The sequence below is a fragment of the Blautia massiliensis (ex Liu et al. 2021) genome, assembly GCF_052064225.1.
Taxonomy (GTDB): domain Bacteria; phylum Bacillota; class Clostridia; order Lachnospirales; family Lachnospiraceae; genus Blautia_A; species Blautia_A fusiformis.
Genome location: NZ_JBQHWA010000026.1, coordinates 1 through 17336, shown reverse-complemented (window position 1 = coordinate 17336; position 17336 = coordinate 1). Strand labels below are relative to the sequence as shown.

13 protein-coding genes are annotated in these 17336 nt (G+C 44.9%); 10 read left to right on the top strand and 3 right to left on the bottom strand.

Annotated elements, in window-relative coordinates:
* The first annotated feature begins 153 nt into the window (after nt 1-153).
* The 6 genes from ACTNDQ_RS11150 (at nt 154) to ACTNDQ_RS11125 (ending at nt 8084) form a co-directional block, all read left to right on the top strand.
* On the top strand, nt 154-1128 hold the full coding sequence (locus tag ACTNDQ_RS11150; protein WP_278795621.1) for an ABC transporter permease: 975 nt from the start codon (nt 154-156) through the stop codon (nt 1126-1128).
* Nucleotides 1129-1149: 21 nt separating this feature from the next.
* On the top strand, nt 1150-2661 hold the full coding sequence (locus ACTNDQ_RS11145; RefSeq protein ID WP_059086071.1) for a sugar ABC transporter ATP-binding protein: 1512 nt from the start codon (nt 1150-1152) through the stop codon (nt 2659-2661).
* Nucleotides 2662-2672: 11 nt separating this feature from the next.
* Nucleotides 2673-3650 carry an ABC transporter permease gene (locus ACTNDQ_RS11140; RefSeq protein WP_278795622.1) on the top strand — a complete coding sequence of 326 codons (978 nt, stop codon included), beginning with the start codon at nt 2673-2675 and terminating at the stop codon, nt 3648-3650.
* A 146-nt stretch (nt 3651-3796) separates the two neighbouring features.
* The gene (locus tag ACTNDQ_RS11135) at nt 3797-4966 is read left to right on the top strand and encodes a substrate-binding domain-containing protein (protein WP_441064621.1); all 1170 of its coding nucleotides are present in this window, start codon (nt 3797-3799) and stop codon (nt 4964-4966) included.
* A gap of 271 nt (nt 4967-5237) precedes the next feature.
* Nucleotides 5238-6641, top strand: coding sequence for a rhamnulokinase (gene rhaB, locus ACTNDQ_RS11130; RefSeq protein WP_015527297.1), 1404 nt, complete (start codon nt 5238-5240; stop codon nt 6639-6641).
* A gap of 24 nt (nt 6642-6665) precedes the next feature.
* Complete coding sequence (locus tag ACTNDQ_RS11125) at nt 6666-8084, top strand: arabinose isomerase (protein WP_279199559.1); 1419 nt, start codon at nt 6666-6668, stop codon at nt 8082-8084.
* 141 nt (nt 8085-8225) lie between these two features.
* Here ACTNDQ_RS11125 and ACTNDQ_RS11120 read toward each other — a convergent pair whose 3' ends face one another.
* From ACTNDQ_RS11120 to ACTNDQ_RS11110, 3 genes are read right to left on the bottom strand one after another with little or no spacing between them, the layout of a single operon-like run.
* On the bottom strand, nt 8226-8609 hold the full coding sequence (locus tag ACTNDQ_RS11120) for a DUF3783 domain-containing protein (protein ID WP_278795624.1): 384 nt from the start codon (nt 8607-8609) through the stop codon (nt 8226-8228).
* A 47-nt stretch (nt 8610-8656) separates the two neighbouring features.
* Entirely contained in the window at nt 8657-10480 is a 1824-nt protein-coding gene (locus tag ACTNDQ_RS11115) for a sensor histidine kinase (RefSeq protein ID WP_320810995.1), read from the bottom strand.
* Nucleotides 10477-12042 carry a response regulator transcription factor gene (locus ACTNDQ_RS11110; protein WP_441064620.1) on the bottom strand — a complete coding sequence of 522 codons (1566 nt, stop codon included), beginning with the start codon at nt 12040-12042 and terminating at the stop codon, nt 10477-10479. Before ACTNDQ_RS11110 ends, ACTNDQ_RS11115 begins: the two co-directional genes overlap by 4 nt.
* Before the next feature lie 265 nt (nt 12043-12307).
* Between ACTNDQ_RS11110 and ACTNDQ_RS11105 the strand changes: the two genes are divergently transcribed.
* From ACTNDQ_RS11105 to ACTNDQ_RS11090, 4 genes are all read left to right on the top strand, one after another.
* Complete coding sequence (locus tag ACTNDQ_RS11105; protein ID WP_279200739.1) at nt 12308-13813, top strand: sugar ABC transporter ATP-binding protein; 1506 nt, start codon at nt 12308-12310, stop codon at nt 13811-13813.
* Nucleotides 13813-14805, top strand: coding sequence for an ABC transporter permease (locus ACTNDQ_RS11100; protein ID WP_279200741.1), 993 nt, complete (start codon nt 13813-13815; stop codon nt 14803-14805). Before ACTNDQ_RS11105 ends, ACTNDQ_RS11100 begins: the two co-directional genes overlap by 1 nt.
* Nucleotides 14806-14808: 3 nt before the next feature.
* Entirely contained in the window at nt 14809-15816 is a 1008-nt protein-coding gene (locus ACTNDQ_RS11095) for an ABC transporter permease (protein ID WP_441064619.1), read from the top strand.
* A gap of 166 nt (nt 15817-15982) precedes the next feature.
* Entirely contained in the window at nt 15983-17047 is a 1065-nt protein-coding gene (locus ACTNDQ_RS11090; RefSeq protein ID WP_441064618.1) for a substrate-binding domain-containing protein, read from the top strand.
* The last annotated feature ends 289 nt before the right edge of the window (nt 17048-17336 follow it).

The window sequence follows — 17336 nt, the reverse complement described above, 5'->3', positions numbered from 1 at the left end:
TCATAAATACACAAAGAAAAGGGTTAAATATTTACCATACAGTAAATATTTAACCTTTTTTTGAAAGATATTCTATTACAATTATTGATTTTTGACGGTATTATAATAACCAAGAAAACACAAGATACGTGCAAAACGTGAGGAGGGTAAAAATTGGAAAACTTAAAACAAAATCCAATCGTTAAGAAGCTCGGATTGAACAGAATACTTCTTGTCTGTGTTCTGATTCTTATGTTCCTGGTTTTTAAAGTAGTTCTTGGAAACAGGTTTCCGACTGTTGATAGTATCAAGTCTACTTTGAACTATGTGTATTTCCTGGGCTTTTTGTCACTTGGCGTTACATTCGTAATCGCTACAGGAGGAATTGATTTCTCCATCGGACCTGTAATGTTCTGCTGTGCACTGGTATCCGGTTACTGCATGACATCTTACAAGGTTCCATGTGTAGTTGCCATGATCCTTTGCATTCTGATCGGTCTCTGCTTTGGTATTTTCAATGGCTGGATGGTTTCTTACATGTCAGTGCCACCATTCATTATTTCCATGGCATCCATGAACATTGCAAAAGGTATTGCTTCTGTATTCACAAAAACACAGTCCGTAAGCTGGCCGGCAGCTGGCGATGCAAACGGCTGGTTCCGTAATATCGTTTCCGTAAACGGCTTCCCTGTAGGAATTATTATTTTCCTGGTAATGGCAGTTATCTGCGGTATCGTTCTTTACAACACAAAACCAGGACGTTACATCCTCTGCCTTGGATCTAACAAAGAGGCTGTCCGTCTTTCCGGTGTCAACACAAAGAAATGGGAAATGCTTGCTTATATGATCTGCGGATTCCTGGTAGGTATTGCAGCACTCTTCTTTGTAGCTACATACACAACTGTTCAGCCTGGTTATGGCGATCAGTACAACAATGAGGCTATTGCAGGCTGCGTTATGGGTGGTACATCCATGGTTGGTGGACTTGCTTCCATCGGCGGTACTGTAATCGGCGTATTTATCATCTCTCTTCTTCAGCAGGGCATCATGGCATTTGGCCTTGGTAAAGGACAGCAGATGATCATCACAGGTATCATCGTTATCGTTGCAGTTTATATCGACGTTTCTGCAAGACGCAGAAAGAACTGATCTTAGAGGGAGGATGCGACAATGGGTGAAGTTATTTTAACTATGAAGGACATTGATAAGTCCTTTCCTGGAGTTCATGCTCTGGATCACGTTAATTTCGAAGTAAAACGCGGCGAAGTACATGCACTTATGGGAGAAAACGGTGCCGGTAAATCAACACTGATGAAGGTTCTTACCGGTATTTATCAGAAGGATTCAGGTTCCATCGTTTACAAAGGACAGGAAACAGAATTCCACAATACACGTGAGGCACAGGATGCCGGCGTTGTAATCGTACATCAGGAGCTGAACATGGTAGGTGATCTTACCGTTGCTCAGAACATCTTCATTGGACGTGAGCCGAAAAAAGGTTTCCGCATTGATGACAAAAAGATGATCGAGGATTCAAAGAAGCTTTTCCAGGATCTGAACATTGAGATCAATCCGAAGGAAAAGATGAAAAACCTGACAGTCGGAAAACAGCAGATGTGTGAGATCGCAAAAGCAATCTCTCATAAAGCTGAGGTTATCATCTTCGATGAGCCTTCCGCAGCACTTACCGAGAAAGAGATCGCGGATCTGTTTGAGATCATCCGTGACCTTCGTAAGAAAAATCTTGGTATCGTGTATATCTCACATCGTATGGATGAGATCAAAACGATCACAGACCGTGTAACAGTCATGCGAGATGGTGGTTACGTAGGAACCCTCATCACAAAAGACAGTACAAAAGAAGATATCATCAACATGATGGTTGGTCGTGTTATTTATGAGGATCCGAAGCAGGAGAGTGCGGTTCCGGCAGATGCACCGGTAGTTCTTAAGGTTGAGCATCTGAACGCAGGCAAGATGGTCCAGGATGTAAGTTTTGAGCTGAGAAAAGGCGAGATCCTTGGTTTCTCAGGACTGATGGGTGCAGGACGTACCGAAACAGCCAGAGCACTGTTCGGAGCAGATCCGAAGCAGAGTGGTAAGATCTCCGTTATGGGTAAAGACGGTCAGCTTCATGAGGTGACTATCAACAGCCCGCAGGATGCTGTTAAATGTGGTATCGGTTATCTGTCAGAGGACAGAAGAAGATACGGTGTTGTCGTACAGAAATCTGTAACAGAGAATACAACACTTGCTACAATGGAGAACTTTACAAACGGTCTCTTCATTAATAAGGCAAAAGAAAAAGAAGTTACTGAGAAATATGTAAAAGAGCTTGCAACAAAGACACCTACAACAGATCAGCTGGTAGTAAACCTTTCCGGTGGTAACCAGCAGAAGGTTGTTATTGCAAAATGGCTGACACGAGACAGCGATATCCTTATTTTCGATGAGCCGACAAGAGGTATCGATGTTGGTGCCAAGAACGAAATCTACAAATTAATGAACAGACTGGCAGCAGAAGGCAAATCCATTATCATGATTTCTTCTGAGATGACGGAAGTTCTCCGAATGAGTGACCGTATCATCATCATGTGTGAGGGTAAAGTTACCGGATGTATTGATATCTCCGAGGCAACCCAGGAAAACATCATGGACAAGGCCACACGGAATATCGATTAAGGAGGAAAGTCATGACTAAGAAGAAAAAAAGTATTTTAAGTGATCAGAGATTTATTGTTTTGCTCGTTATCATTGTCCTGTGTGCAATATTCTCAGGCTTGAGTAAAGAATTCAGACAGTACACCACGATCCTGAGTATGCTGGATTTCTCATATTACGATCTTCTTATGGCGATCGGAGTTACATTCCCGCTTATCACTGGTGGTGTTGACCTGTCAATCGGAACTGGTATGGTAGCATACGCACTGATCGCCGGAACACTGATCAGAAACAACAATTGCCCGGTAGCTCTGGCAATGCTGATCTGTATTGTTCTTGGTATCGCAGTCGGTGCACTGAACGGTGTACTGATCGGTGTTATGAACCTGCCGCCATTTTTGGCAACACTTTGTACCTGTATGATTACCCGTGGTGCCGGATCTCTCTGCAGTGCGACACCTTGGCCGGGACTTACACAGGATGGTGGATGGTTCCACACAATCTTTAAAGTAACTGTTGGTACAGGAAGAAGTGCTTCCCGTTATCCGCTTGGATTCCTGTGGATGGTCATTCTGGTTCTTCTTATGGAGTACATCCTGAACCACACCAAATTCGGTCGTTATACAATTGCAATCGGTTCCAACAAAGAGGCAGCAGCCCTTTCCGGAATCAATACAAAGTTCTATCACGTAATGGTATACGTTGTCTGCGGTCTGTTTACAGGTCTTGCAGCAATCGCATACGCAGCAGTAACACCTACTGTACAGCCTGGTACTGGTGCCGGACTTGAAATGGATGCTATCGGTGGTGTATTCGTTGGTGGTGTATCAGCTACCGGTGGATATGGTTCCGTGATCGGTACATTCGTTGGTATCTTCGTCATCATGCTTCTGAAAACAGGTCTTCCATATATCGGCCTGCAGGCAAACTGGCAGCAGATCATCACCGGTATCGTTCTGATCGTAGCCGTTCTGATCGATATCCTGAAAGAGAAAAAAGCAGCACACTGATAAGCAGTGAGATATAATGTGAAAAAGGGTGCTGTTCACAGAGAAATGTGACAGTACCCATTTTCAAAGATGTGAAACGCCAAGGGGGTAGCAATGGCGTATGAACATAAAAAAACTATATAATATATTTAAGGAGGAAATATTATATGAAAGCAAAAAAGGTTATGGCATTAATGCTCTGTGCAGCAATGGTAACAAGCATGAGCGCAACAGCAGCTTTTGCAGCTGAGGAGAAAGAAGATGCATCAACAGAGGAATCCGCAGATTCCACAGCAGCTGAGGATCCTACCGCACAGTTCGACGGACTGAAAGCAAACGAAGCTTATGAGTTCCCGATGATGGTTAAATCTTTCCAGTCCACATACTGGGATGCAGCTCAGGAAGGTATGAAGAAAGCATCTGAGGAGCTGGGCGTTACTTATAAAGCACAGGGACCGAACAGTGAGTCCGATATCGCTGACCAGGTTAACATGATCAACACAGCTATCGCTTCCAATCCTGTTGGATTAGGACTTGCAGCTTGTGATACATCTTCCGTTACAGATGCACTTAAGACATGTGCAGAAAAAGGAATCCCGGTTGTAACATTCGATACAGGTATCGCTGATGCTCCAGAGGGATCTGTAGTATGCGAGGTTTGTACAGATAACAATCAGGCTGGTGCAGTAGCAGCTGAGAATATGTACAACAGCATTAAAGACGTTGTTAAAGATGCTGAGGGACAGGTTGTAATCGGTGAGGTTAACCAGGATGCAACAGCTCAGAACATCCAGCAGCGTGGTACAGGATTCATCAACAAGATGATCGAGCTTCTTCAGGCTGATGGAAAGACAGTTGCAGTAAGCGGCAACGAGTTCTATGTAAACGCAGCAGAGGGTGCTGACGCAGACGCTAAAGACGCTGACGTTGTTATCCAGGTAGCTGTTCCGGCACAGACAACTGTAGAGCTCTGCTCCACAGAGGCACAGGCAATCCTTTCCCAGGAGAACTGTATCGCAATCTTCGGTTCCAACCAGGTTTCCGCAGAGGGTGTTCTTGCAGCAAACTCCAACCTTAACGTTCTTGGTTCTGACGCAGCAAACGGCGATGTGATCGGTGTTGGTTTCGATGCTGGTTCTATCATCAAAGCAGCTGTTAAAGATGGCACACTCGTTGGTGCTGTTACACAGTCTCCTCTTATGATGGGATACTATGCAATCTACGCTCTGACAGCAGCAGCAAACGGCCAGGAGCTTGAGGATGTTCCTACAGAGGGTTACTGGTATGATGCAACAAATATGGAAGACGAGAATATCGCTCCTAACCTTTATGACTAATCAAATCATATAATTGATAAGATCGTGAAGTTATAATGAACGCGGATTGCGTTCACGGACGTATGAAATAAGAGATCCGCTGGCTGATTCAGTCAGCGGATTTTTTAAACAAATAATGTAGTAGTTCATAAATAATCGCTGTATTATTGGCAAATAAAGACACTTTTTTTGACAAAAGAGGTTCTTATCACCGGAAGGATCCTGATGTATGATAAATACAACATCAGATATGAAAGTGATCAGAAGCTTACATATTGAGGAGGATTTAAAAATGGCAACATATTATTTAGCAGTAGATATCGGAGCATCCAGTGGACGTCACATTCTGGGACATATGGAAAACGGAAAAATGATCCTGGAAGAAATCTATCGTTTTGAGAACGGCATGGTTAAGAAGGATGGAGAGCTCTGCTGGGAGTTTGACCGCCTTTTCAACGAGATCGTAAATGGTCTTAAGAAATGTAAAGAGATCGGCAAGATCCCGGTAAGCATGGGTGTTGATACCTGGGGTGTTGACTTCGTGCTTCTAGACAAGGACGACAAGGTTCTTGGCAATACGGTAGGCTACCGTGATCATCGTACAGAGGGAATGGACGAGGAAGTTTATAAGACAATTTCCCTGAAGGATCTGTATGCAAGAACCGGTATCCAGAAAGCAATCTACAATACAGTATATCAGCTGATGGCAGTGAAGAAGAAACATCCTGAGTATCTGGAGCAGGCTGAGACACTTCTTCATGTACCGGACTACTTCCATTTTCTTCTTACAGGCGAAAAAACTTGCGAGTACACAGAGGCAACCACAGGACAGCTTGTATGTCCGACAACCAAGGACTGGGATTATGAGCTGATCGATATGCTGGGATATCCAAGAAAGATATTCCAGAAGCTGATCATGCCTAGCACAAGCATCGGACATTTAACAGACGCAGTGAAGGAAGCAGTTGGCTTTGATCTTGAGGTTGTAGCACCGGCTACACATGATACAGGGTCTGCAGTTCTGGCTGTGCCTGCAAATGATGACGATTTCATTTATATCAGTTCCGGAACATGGTCTCTGATGGGAATCGAGAGAAAAGAAGCAGACTGCTCTGAGAAGAGCTGTGAGATGAACTTCACAAACGAGGGTGGATATGCAGGACGTTTCCGTTATCTGAAGAACATCATGGGTCTCTGGATGATCCAGTCTGTACGTCATGAGTTTGATGATGCGTACAGCTTTGCACAGATCTGCGAGATGGCTGAGGAGGCAAAAGACTTCCCGTCAAGAGTAAACGCAAACGATGAGTGCTTCCTTTCTCCTGAGAACATGACAAAAGAGGTTCAGGACTACTGCCGCAGAACAGGACAGCAGGTTCCGGAAACTCTTGGCGAGATTGCAACCGTTATCTATACAAGCCTTGCAGATTGCTACGCTAAGATCGCAAAAGAAATCGAGGAGATGACAGGAAGAACCTACAGCCGTATCCATATCGTAGGCGGTGGTTCCAATGCAGGATACTTAAATGAGCTGACTGCAAAAGCTACAAAGAAAGAAATTCATGCAGGCCCTGGTGAGGCTACTGCAATCGGTAATATCACAGCACAGATGCTGAAGGCCGAGGAGTTTAAAACGATCGAGGAGGCTCGTACAACCATCCATGAGTCCTTCGGTATAAAAGTATACAAAGCATAAATAAAAATAACTGGAGGTTTTATTATGTTAGTTAACACAAAGGCAAAAGTTGGTGTATTTTCAATTGCTTTAGGCGCATATCTTCCGCAGTTCCCGTCACTGGTGCCGGAATTTGAGGCACAGTACGACGCATTCAAGAAAACGATCCCGGATACAGTAGAGATCGTTGACGGCGGAATGGTGACAACAAAAGAGCAGGCAATGGTGGCAGGAGATAAGTTCCGTGCAGCAGATGTTGACCTTGTATTTCTTCAGATGCTGACATACGCAACATCCTACAACATGCTTCCGGCGATCCGTGATCTGGATGTTCCGGTTGTTCTTGTAAACGTTCAGAAGATCAAAGCGCTGGATTATGAGCACACTGACATTGCCTCCTGGCTGGGTGAAGGCTATGCATGCGGTGCTGTAGGCGAGGCAGTTGCTGACCTTGAGAGAGCAGGCAAGAGACATGCGGTTATCACAGGCGTTGTAGAAGGCGGAGATCCTGCAGTTCAGGCTGAGATCGAAGACTGGTGCAAGGCTGCTCAGGTAAGAAGAAGATTCCGTGAGACTAACATTGCGCAGATCGGAAGACCATATCCGGGTATGATGGATCTGTATATTGATGAGACAAACCTCTATAACAGAATGTTCCTCTACACAAAACAGTTCGACTGGGAGAAGATGTGGGCGATTGCTGATGATATTACAGATGAGGAGGCAATCCGTGCAAAAGCACAGGATATCCTTGATACATTCGATATTGAGGGCGGCGGCACCATTGAGAAAGTATGGGATATGGCCAAATACGTTGTTGCTTTTGAGAAATGGGTAAAAGAAGAGCATCTTGGAATGATCGCTTCTCATTACGACGGATTTGCACAGGGTAAAGCAGGTGTCCTTGACAGTATGCTGATCCCGGCATTCTCCATGCTGATCAAACAGGGTACTGCATGTGCGGTAGAGGGTGACATGAAGGTTGCCATGGCAATGAGTATCTTAAAGACAATTTCCGGTACAGGTCAGCTTTCTGAGATGTACTCCATCGATTTCAATGATGACATCTGCATCATCGGACATTCCGGAAGCGGTGACGCGGACATCTCTGACAAGAAGCCAACCATGAAGATCGTAAAAGTATTCCATGGCAAAACAGGCGGCGGATATCTGACACAGTTCTATCCGTACACAGGTCCGGTGACCTACCTTGCGATCACTCAGGATAAAGACGGAAACTTCAAATTCGTTGTAGCTGAGGGCGTAAACGAGGAGGGACCGATCCTTTCCTTCGGTGATACAAACATGAGAACACGCTTCACATGCGGAGCAAGAGAGTTTGTTAACCGCTGGAGCGAGGCTGGCCCGACACATCATATGGCAGCTGCTACAGGAAGACACATCGATACGATCCTGAAGGTTGCAAAAATCTTTAACGTACCGGTAGATATCGTGACAAGATAAATTCTTTCTTATGTATTCAACCTAAAACATATTCAAAAAAGGAGACTGCGCGGAGCGGTCTCCTTTTTCAGTGGGAAAAATAAGATAAAAAAGATCTGCCGGAAATGCAGCAGGCAGATTCGGCAGATTTTGGTTTTGCAGTTATTTTTTATGCATAAGTGTGTGCTCCCTGGAAAGCTCATCGTGCAGCTGGATGGAAGACCAGTGCTGAGTTACCGGTGTGAGCATGGCCTTCAGTGCAACAGGCGGGATCTGGTTTTCACGGAAAAAAGCAAGAAAATCATCCATCTGTGCACTGGAAAAATCCTTCAGCACGATCATCTCATCACTGAAATTTCTTCCCAGATTAAACTGGGATGAGGGATGAAATCCCGGAATCTCAAAAAGATATCCCAGCGGATGAAGAAATTCCGGCGCAGTGACGATCCGTGTCTTAACCTTCTGACGGTTCAGATAGCGGCGGATCTGGCGAAGCCGTTCCGGGTCGTTAAAATTATATAAAAGAGCTTCTGGCTGTGTATTCATATAGTGTCATACCTCATTTCTGAATAAAGATTTTTTTGGAACGTAAGTTACTTTTCACGATGTGCAGGGAACCGGATCTCAACATCCGTCCCCTCTCCAGGCTTGCTGGAATAAGTGAGTCCGTAATCATTTCCATAGAGAATTTGGAGTCTCCGGTGGGTATTATAAACTGCGATATTGGTGCCGCCGGACTGGCTTTTTCCCTTTCCGGAAAGGATAGTTGACAGGATTTCCGGCGAAATCCCAACACCGTCATCGGAAATCAGAAGAACAGTATCCTCATTTTCCATCCATCCGGTAATAACAATAGTTCCGGATTTTGATTCTTTTTCCAGGATCCCGTGAAGAATGGAATTTTCCACAACAGGCTGAAGAGTCAGCTTCGGGATCTGGTATTCTGAAAGCTCATCCGGGATATCCGTGATCAGCTCAATGCTGTCGTGGTAGCGCATATTCTGAAGCTGCACGTAGATGGTTACATGCTCCAGCTCCCTTGCAATGGTAGAGATTCCTTTTTTGCGGCTCAGAGTCAGCTTATAAAAACGGGAAAGACTTTGCACTGCGTGACTGATCTCATCGGTCTGTCCCTGCAGTGCCATCCAGTTGATCATATCCATGGTATTATAAAGAAAATGCGGATTGATCTGTGCCTGGAGGGAATTGAATTCTGCGATCCGCAGATCTTCTGCAGCCTTAGCCTGCTTCTCCATCAGTTCCTCCATTTTTCGAGTCATATAGTTGTAGGTATCGATAAGATTACCGATCTCATCATGTGCCTGTGGACTTTCCATAGGAGTAGGCGGGCCGTGGCGGACGGTCTGCATCTGCCGGATCACAGAAGAAAGTCTTCCGGTAATGGAATGAGCCAGTACATTGGCAAAAATAAGTGCCAGAACCAGAAAAACTGCATAGATCAGTACGATCTGGATCATCAGTCGGTTGCTCGCATGGATCAGCGGCGGGGAAGGAAGGACCGTCACCATAAACCAGTCCGTATTGGAAATACTGTAAAAACCGGCATAAACCTTTGTGTCCAGAATGTTCCGCTCAATGAAGTTATTGGAAGACATAAAGGAAGCCTTGATGGTGTCGTAATCCAGTTGGTAGATTCCGGATAATGACAGATCTGAGGTAGCAACAATGGCATCACGTTCGTTTACAATATATGAAACACTTCCTTCCAGAGATAGATTGTCGGAAAGAATGGAAGTAAGCTTGTCATCGGAATAATACACTGCCAGATAAGCCTTATAGGCAGTGGAGTGATAATAAAGGCTTAAAGGGCAGATATATGCCATATCACCATAATTCTTTTTTTCCCTGGGACCAAGATAGAAGGAAGGACAGAACATTTCCTGGGTGTTCCGGTTTCCCTGAAAGATACCGTACCAGTAGGTACCTTTCGCCTGACTTAAGGGAGCAAGGATATTCTCAGTGTTGGGATAAGTATCCAGTGTCTTCAGATCATCAGGAAAATCCACATAGATCTGTACATCGGTAACAATGGAATCTGTGGTCAGACGCTGAACGGCATTTTTAAAATCAGTGGCATGGTTAGATGTTGCAAGCTGTTCTGCTGAATCGCTGACCGGCATATAAAAAAGTTCCTGAAAAAAATTCTGTCCTGTAATATTCCGGGTAGTAGCGAGGATCGTATCCATAGTCCGTTCGATCAGAGGTGCAGTTTTTGCGGAGGCGTCCTGTTCCTGCCGGATGGTATTGGAAACCACCATGCTATAAAGTCGTCCATAAAAAAGAAAGGCGGTAAGACAGGCAGGAACTACCACAATGCTGATCAGGGCAATGGTGAATTTTGTCTGCAGGTTTAAATTCAGGTAGCCGTTTTTGAAACGGCGCCAGAGGGCCCTCATGACATTTTCTCCCGGTATTCAGACGGGGAAAAGCCGGAGTATTTTTTGAAGCTTTTTCCAAAGTAATTGCCATCCGTATAGCCTACCTTGGAGGAAATCTCGGAAATCTTGTATCTGGGATCGGAAAGCAGCTGCTTGGCCTTTTCCATTCGGTATTCTGTCAGATATTGATTGAGAGTCTGTCCGGTCTCACTTTTGAAAAAAGTGCATACATAAGATGCGGAAAGGTATACATGGCCGCTGATATCTTTTACGGAAAGTGTATCGTTCATATAGTTCCGGCTGATATAATCCTTGATCATAAAGATCGTGGAATTTTCCGGCTGGGAATTTTTCGCATCTTCAAAATACTGGGCGGTTTTTTCTTTCAGAGCTTTGTGAAGCTCTTCGTAGGTGAAGGCGTTGTTTAACGTATCTACGATCAGATCCTGCTTTTCATGAGGTTCGGTTTCCAGCTGATTTTTTTTACGGGAAGCCGAAAGTGTATTAAATAGCTGGTAATAAAGATCACGGATCTGGTTAGGCATAAATGTGTGATTGCAGCTATAATACCGGAAAAGCTCATCAAGAAACTGAAAACAGTGTTCTTCTTCTCCGGCCAGGAGATATTTGGAAAAAGTATTTTCCGGTGAATGCAGGGAATCCGGAACCGGTCCCTTCGGTGAAAGAAGGCGGATGGCATTTTCCGTCAGAAATGTTTTTTCCGGAAAGAAAAAACAGTTCTGCAGAAGGATCACGGCAGAAGCGTAGGACTGATAAACCCTGAAAATATCCGTTACGGTATTTCCGGCTGCGATCAGATGCTTTCCGCAGGTGTCATATTGTCTGGAAATATAGCTTCCCACTGCGGAAAGGGTAGTCGGGGAAAGGGCATTCCTTCCATATATATGGTGGACCAGATACTGAACTCTTTTTTCCACAAAAAGACATTTCAGATGGTAATGCTCCAGAAAACAGGAAATGTCGTTCTGGAGATCTTCCAGGAAAATACCGGAAGCCTCCACAGATTCATTAAGCTTTACGATCACAGAGGTAAAATTCATGCCGTTCTCAAGAAGCTCCGGCTGCCCCAGCTCCAGACAGAGATCTGCAATTTTGTTGTTATCGGAAGGTGGAAGAGTCAGCTGCTGTGCCAGCCGGGTAGCGATTTCCTGAGAATGGATCGCTTCGCCACGATGGGAGCGGAGCTTTTGTTTGTAAAGAGTCTGCGCTTCCAGAACTGCCGCCTGTACTTCCTCGGGATGCAGAGGCTTTTCGATGTAATTGATGGCTTTTAGTTTGATGGCAGCTTTCAGATACTCTTTGTCAGAATATCCGCTCATAAAGATAGGGATACTGTCCGGCAGGAATTTCTCCAGACGCTCCAGCATGGCAATGCCTGTCATCCGCGGCATCCGTACATCGCAGAGAATAATCTCAGGTTTATACAGTCTGGCCATTTCCAGTCCGTTCACACCATCATCTGCCTGAAGGATCTCGGTGATCCCCAGAGAATCCCAGTCGATAGATGAGATCAGTCCGGTACGCGTAAGTTCTTCGTCATCGACGATCAGTAATTTCATATACAATTCTCCAATCGAGCATAGCTTTATAGCTTCGTAAATCGGACGTTTACAGCTCTGTTTATATTCCCAGAAAACTGTAACGTCAGCGTTATCATTATAGCATAAAGTATATAGAAATACGAGAATGGGACAATGGTTTATGAGTAATATTTTACAGGGAAAAGAAGAATATTTTACCCTTATCCAAAAATATTCCCATTATCAACCTGTGGGCCGGATGATAGAATATAATCAGATTAAAGGAAAGGGAGGAGAAAGAGCCGTGTCAGAATATGTTCTTGAATTAAAAGGTATTACGAAGATATTCCCCGGTGTCAAAGCTCTGAATAATGTACAGTTCCAGCTCAAGCCTGGTGAGGTTCACGCACTGATGGGTGAGAACGGTGCTGGTAAATCTACGTTTATCAAGGTTATTACCGGAGTACATAAAGCAGAAGAAGGTGAGATGTTCCTGAATGGACAGAAGGTTGACTTCAAGGGTCCGAAGGATGCCCAGGAGGCAGGTATTGCAGCCGTATATCAGCATCCGACATCATATCCGCACCTTACAGTTGCAGAAAATATTTTTATGGGTCACGAGATCATCAAACATCATATGATCCAGTGGAAAGAGATGAATCAGGAGGCGAACAAGTACTTAGGTGAGCTGGATGCAGATTTTGATGCAACCGCTGAGATGGGAACTCTTTCTGTTGCACAGCAGCAGATGGTTGAGATCGCCAAAGCGCTTTCCACAAATGCAAAGATCATCATTCTGGATGAGCCTACAGCAGCACTTACCAGAAACGAGTCTGAGAAGCTTTACACACTGGTTGATAAGCTGAAAGAGAATGGCGTTTCCATTATCTTTATTTCCCACCGTTTCGAGGATATGTACCGTCTGGCTTCCAGAGTTACCGTATTCCGTGATTCTCAGTATATCGGAACCTATGATGTAAACGGGATCACAAACGCAGATCTGATCAAGGCAATGGTTGGACGTGAGATCAATGATCTGTTCCCGAAGCCGGAGGTTAAGCTGGGAGATGAGATGCTTCGTATTGAACATCTTTCCAGAACAGGATTTTTCAAGGATGTTTCCTTCAATGTACGTGCAGGCGAGATCGTAGGTCTTACCGGTCTGGTCGGTGCAGGACGTACAGAGGTTATGGAAGCTGTCAGCGGAATCACCCATCCGGACGAAGGAAAGGTTTTCCTTGAGGGAAAAGAGGTTTATATCAAGACTCCTTCCGAAGCAATGGAAAAAGGTATCATCCTTCTTCCTGAAGACAGACAGAAGCAGGGCCTTGTCATGAGCTGGGGCCTTGGAAGAAACGTAACCCTTCCGATCATCAGCAAATATGCAAAATCCGGATTCAATGACGAGAAAGCAGAAAGAGAGCTTTCCAGGAAGCTTCTTGAAGAAGTAGATACCAAGGCTGTTGATATTTTCCAGCCTGCAAGCTCACTGTCCGGTGGTAACCAGCAGAAGGTTGTTGTTGCCAAGGCACTTGCTCAGGAAATGAAGGTCGTTATCATGGATGAGCCGACAAAGGGTGTCGATGTTGGTGCAAAAGCTGAGATCTATGCGATCATGGGAGATCTTGCGAAGAAGGGCTATGCCATCATCCTGATCTCTTCCGAGATGCCTGAGATCCTTGGAATGTCTGACCGTATCATCGTTATGTGCAACGGCCGTAAGACAGGTGAACTGAACAGGGGAGAGGCAACACAGGAAGGAATCCTTGAGCTGTCCATGGAAAAGAGCACTGGAAAGGGGACTAAATAATGGAAAAGAAATCTGTTATCAAGAAGATTACAGGCTCCCGAGAGGCTCTGCTGGCAATTATCGTGATCGTGCTGTTTGCCGTTGTCACAGTGATCAGCCCGTCATTCCTTACGCCGAAGTCACTCATGGAGATGCTGAAAAATAATGCAGTAACAATGGTAATGTCACTTGGTATGCTGTGTGTCATGCTGGTAGGCGGAATCGATATTTCCATCATGTCAACTCTGGCACTTTCCGGTATGTCCATCGGTATGCTCCTGAAATACGGACATATCACAAGTACATTACTTGCTTTCATCATTGCAATGGCGATCGGTATTGCCTGCGGACTGGTTGTAGGTCTTGTGATCTCAAGAGCAAACGTTCCGCCTATCATTGCAACCATGGGCTTTATGTACATCTACAGAGCAATGGGTTATCTTGTTTCCCACGGTGGTGAGTGGGCAAGTGCCGCAGCTCTTGGTGAGTTTAAGAATTTTGCAACAACCAGCTTCCTTGGGATCAACAAGGTTATCTGGGTGATCATCGTATGCTATGTGGTATTCTTCTTCTTTATGAAATGGACAAGAACAGGACGAAGGATCTACGCAGTAGGAAGTAATGCAAGCGCAGCACAGGTTTCCGGTATCAATGCAAAGAATATCAACCTTCTTGTATATGTGATCATGGGATTCCTCGCAGGTCTTGGCGGAGCACTTCAGGTATCTGTTTATGCTTCTGCAATGCCTGATATGCAGTACGGCGGTGAGATGGATGTTATCGCAGCCTGCGTTATCGGTGGTGTAAGCATGAGCGGTGGACGTGGAACCGTAGTAGGTGCATTCCTCGGTTCCATTATCCTTGCAACGATCGCAAAAGCTCTTCCGCTTGTAGGTATCAGTTCACTGTGGCAGAACATGATCAAGGGTGTTATCATCCTGGTAGTAGTTGTGATCAACGTTGTTCTGCAGAGAATCGCAGATAAAAACGCATTAAAGGGAAGGGAGATGTAAATCATGGCTGGAAAATCTGGAAGAAGTATTAACAATGTGCCGGAAAATCCGATGAAACACATCATATTCAGTTGGGAAGGCATCCTGGTCATTCTCTTTATCCTGGTAAATATTTTCTGCGCATCATTTTCTGAGTTTTATAATATGAAGAGTGTTCTTCGTCAGATGCCGGTTTACCTTGCAGAGGTATTCATGATGTTTCCAATGGCGTACATCCTGGTATTAGGCGAGATCGATATTTCCGTAGGTGCGATCGTGTGTCTCTCCGCTACCTTAAGCTGTATGGTCTGCAACACAAACGCTCCGTTCATTGTAGTAGTACTTACAGCACTGGTTGTTGGTGCCCTCTGTGGTGCGGTTAACGGATTTATCCTTACCCGTTTCAAGGAGCTGCCTCCAATGATCGTAACACTGGCAACACAGATCATCTTCCGTGGTATCGCTGAGGTAACACTTGGAGCCGGCGGAAGTATTGCGATCACAAACACAGATGGCTTCCGTGCTATCGGTGGAAAGGTTGGAAATATTCCATATATTCTTTTCCTGGTGCTGATCCTTGGTGTACTTTTTGCGATCTTTCTTGGAAAGAGCACATTCGGACGTCGTACCTATGCAATCGGAACAAACCGTGTGGCAGCTTATTATGCAGGCGTTCATGTAGAGAAGATCCGTTTCATCATCTACACAATTATGGGACTTATGTCCGGACTTTGTGCACTGTTCCTGGTATCATCTTCTTACGGTGCAAACACAACAACCGGTAACGGATTTGAGATGGATGCCATCGCAATGGCAGTATTCGGAGGTATCTCCTCCACAGGCGGTAAAGGTAATCTGGCCGGCGGTATCATTTCTGCATTCATCATCGTATGCTTACGAGTTGGCCTTGGACAGAAGAACGTAAATGCTCAGGTGATCCTTCTCATCATCGGTGTACTTCTGGTAGCAGCAGTAGCTCTTCCGAATATCATCGGCGATGTGAAAAAAGCAGTCGCAATGAAGAAAAACTAAATATCACTTTTTGAACGCAGGTCGCGAAACGACTGCGTTCATGAGCAAGTAGCGAAGCGGATTGCGAATATCCGCTTTACACCCCATATGATTGTTAGCTGTTTCCATCGGTGTAGCGGAGGCAGCAGCATATAAAAAAATTATATTCTTATAGGGAGGAACAACAATGAAAAAAAAGGTAATTAGCGCAATCCTTTGTGGAGCAATGGTTCTTGGTACAGTTTGCCCGGTTCTCGCAGCAGATGACAAATCCGAAGATACTAAGACAGAAGCAGCTGGAAATTCCGCAGAAGGCAAAAAGATCGCTCTGGTTGGTAAAGCAGCCGGTAACGCATTCTTCGAGATCGCAGCGAAATCTTTCCAGGAGACAGTAGAGGCTGAAGGCGGCGAGGTTCAGGTCGTTTATCCTGAGACAGCTACGGCTGATGCACAGATCAAGGTTCTTGATAACCTGATCTCTCAGGACTTCGATGCAATCTGTATCTCCGCTAACGATGTTAATGCTCTTCAGGCTAAACTTGAGGAAGCTATGGATGAGGGAATCAAAGTATCTTCCTTCGATTCCGCACCGAACAAAGACAGCCGTGAGATTTTCGTAAACCAGGCTGGTACAAAAGAAGTTGCTCAGGCACTTATGGATGCAGTTCTTGATATTTCCGGTGGTGAAGGACAGTTCGCTATCCTTTCCGCTACATCTCAGTCCGCTAACCAGAACGCATGGATCGACGCAATGAAGACCATCATGGAAGGCGACGACAAATACAGCAAACTTGAGCTTGTAGACGTTGTATACGGTGATGATGAGCCGCAGAAATCCACAGACCAGACAGCAGCTCTTCTTCAGAACTACAAAGATCTGAAAGTTATCTGTGCACCGACAACTGTTGGTATCGCAGCAGCTGCTAAATACCTTCAGGATAACGGATCTGAGTGCAAACTGACAGGTCTTGGACTTCCGTCTGAGATGCAGGAGTACACAGGTGATGATGCAGATCATTCCTGCCCATACTTCTATCTGTGGGATATGCAGGGCCTTGGAAAACTCAGCGCTTACACAACAATCGCTCTGATCAACGGTGACATCACAGGTGCTAAAGAGGACAAGTTCACAGCTGGCGACCTTGGTGACTATACAATCACAGACGCTGATGACGGCGGTACAGAAGTTGTACTTGGCGCACCTCTGAAATTCGATACAAGCAACATCGAAGAGATGGCTAAACTGTACTAATCAGAAATCTGATTAACGGGTTGACGTTTTTATATGATAAAGTCCTTTTAAAAAGAGGTTGCTGTACTGTTCTGACGGTATGGCAGCCTCTTTTACTGATACTTGTCAGAGGAATCCAAAGGTGACAGAAAAAGAGACAGGAATAGCAGAAAAGACCTGCTTCAGATGGGTTTACAGATAAAATTGGTTATGGTAAAATCTCATCTTTGACAGTTGATTAGTTAAAAAAGTGCCACAATCCCTGTAAATACAAGGGGTGTGGCACTTTTTCTTGCATACACGAAATATA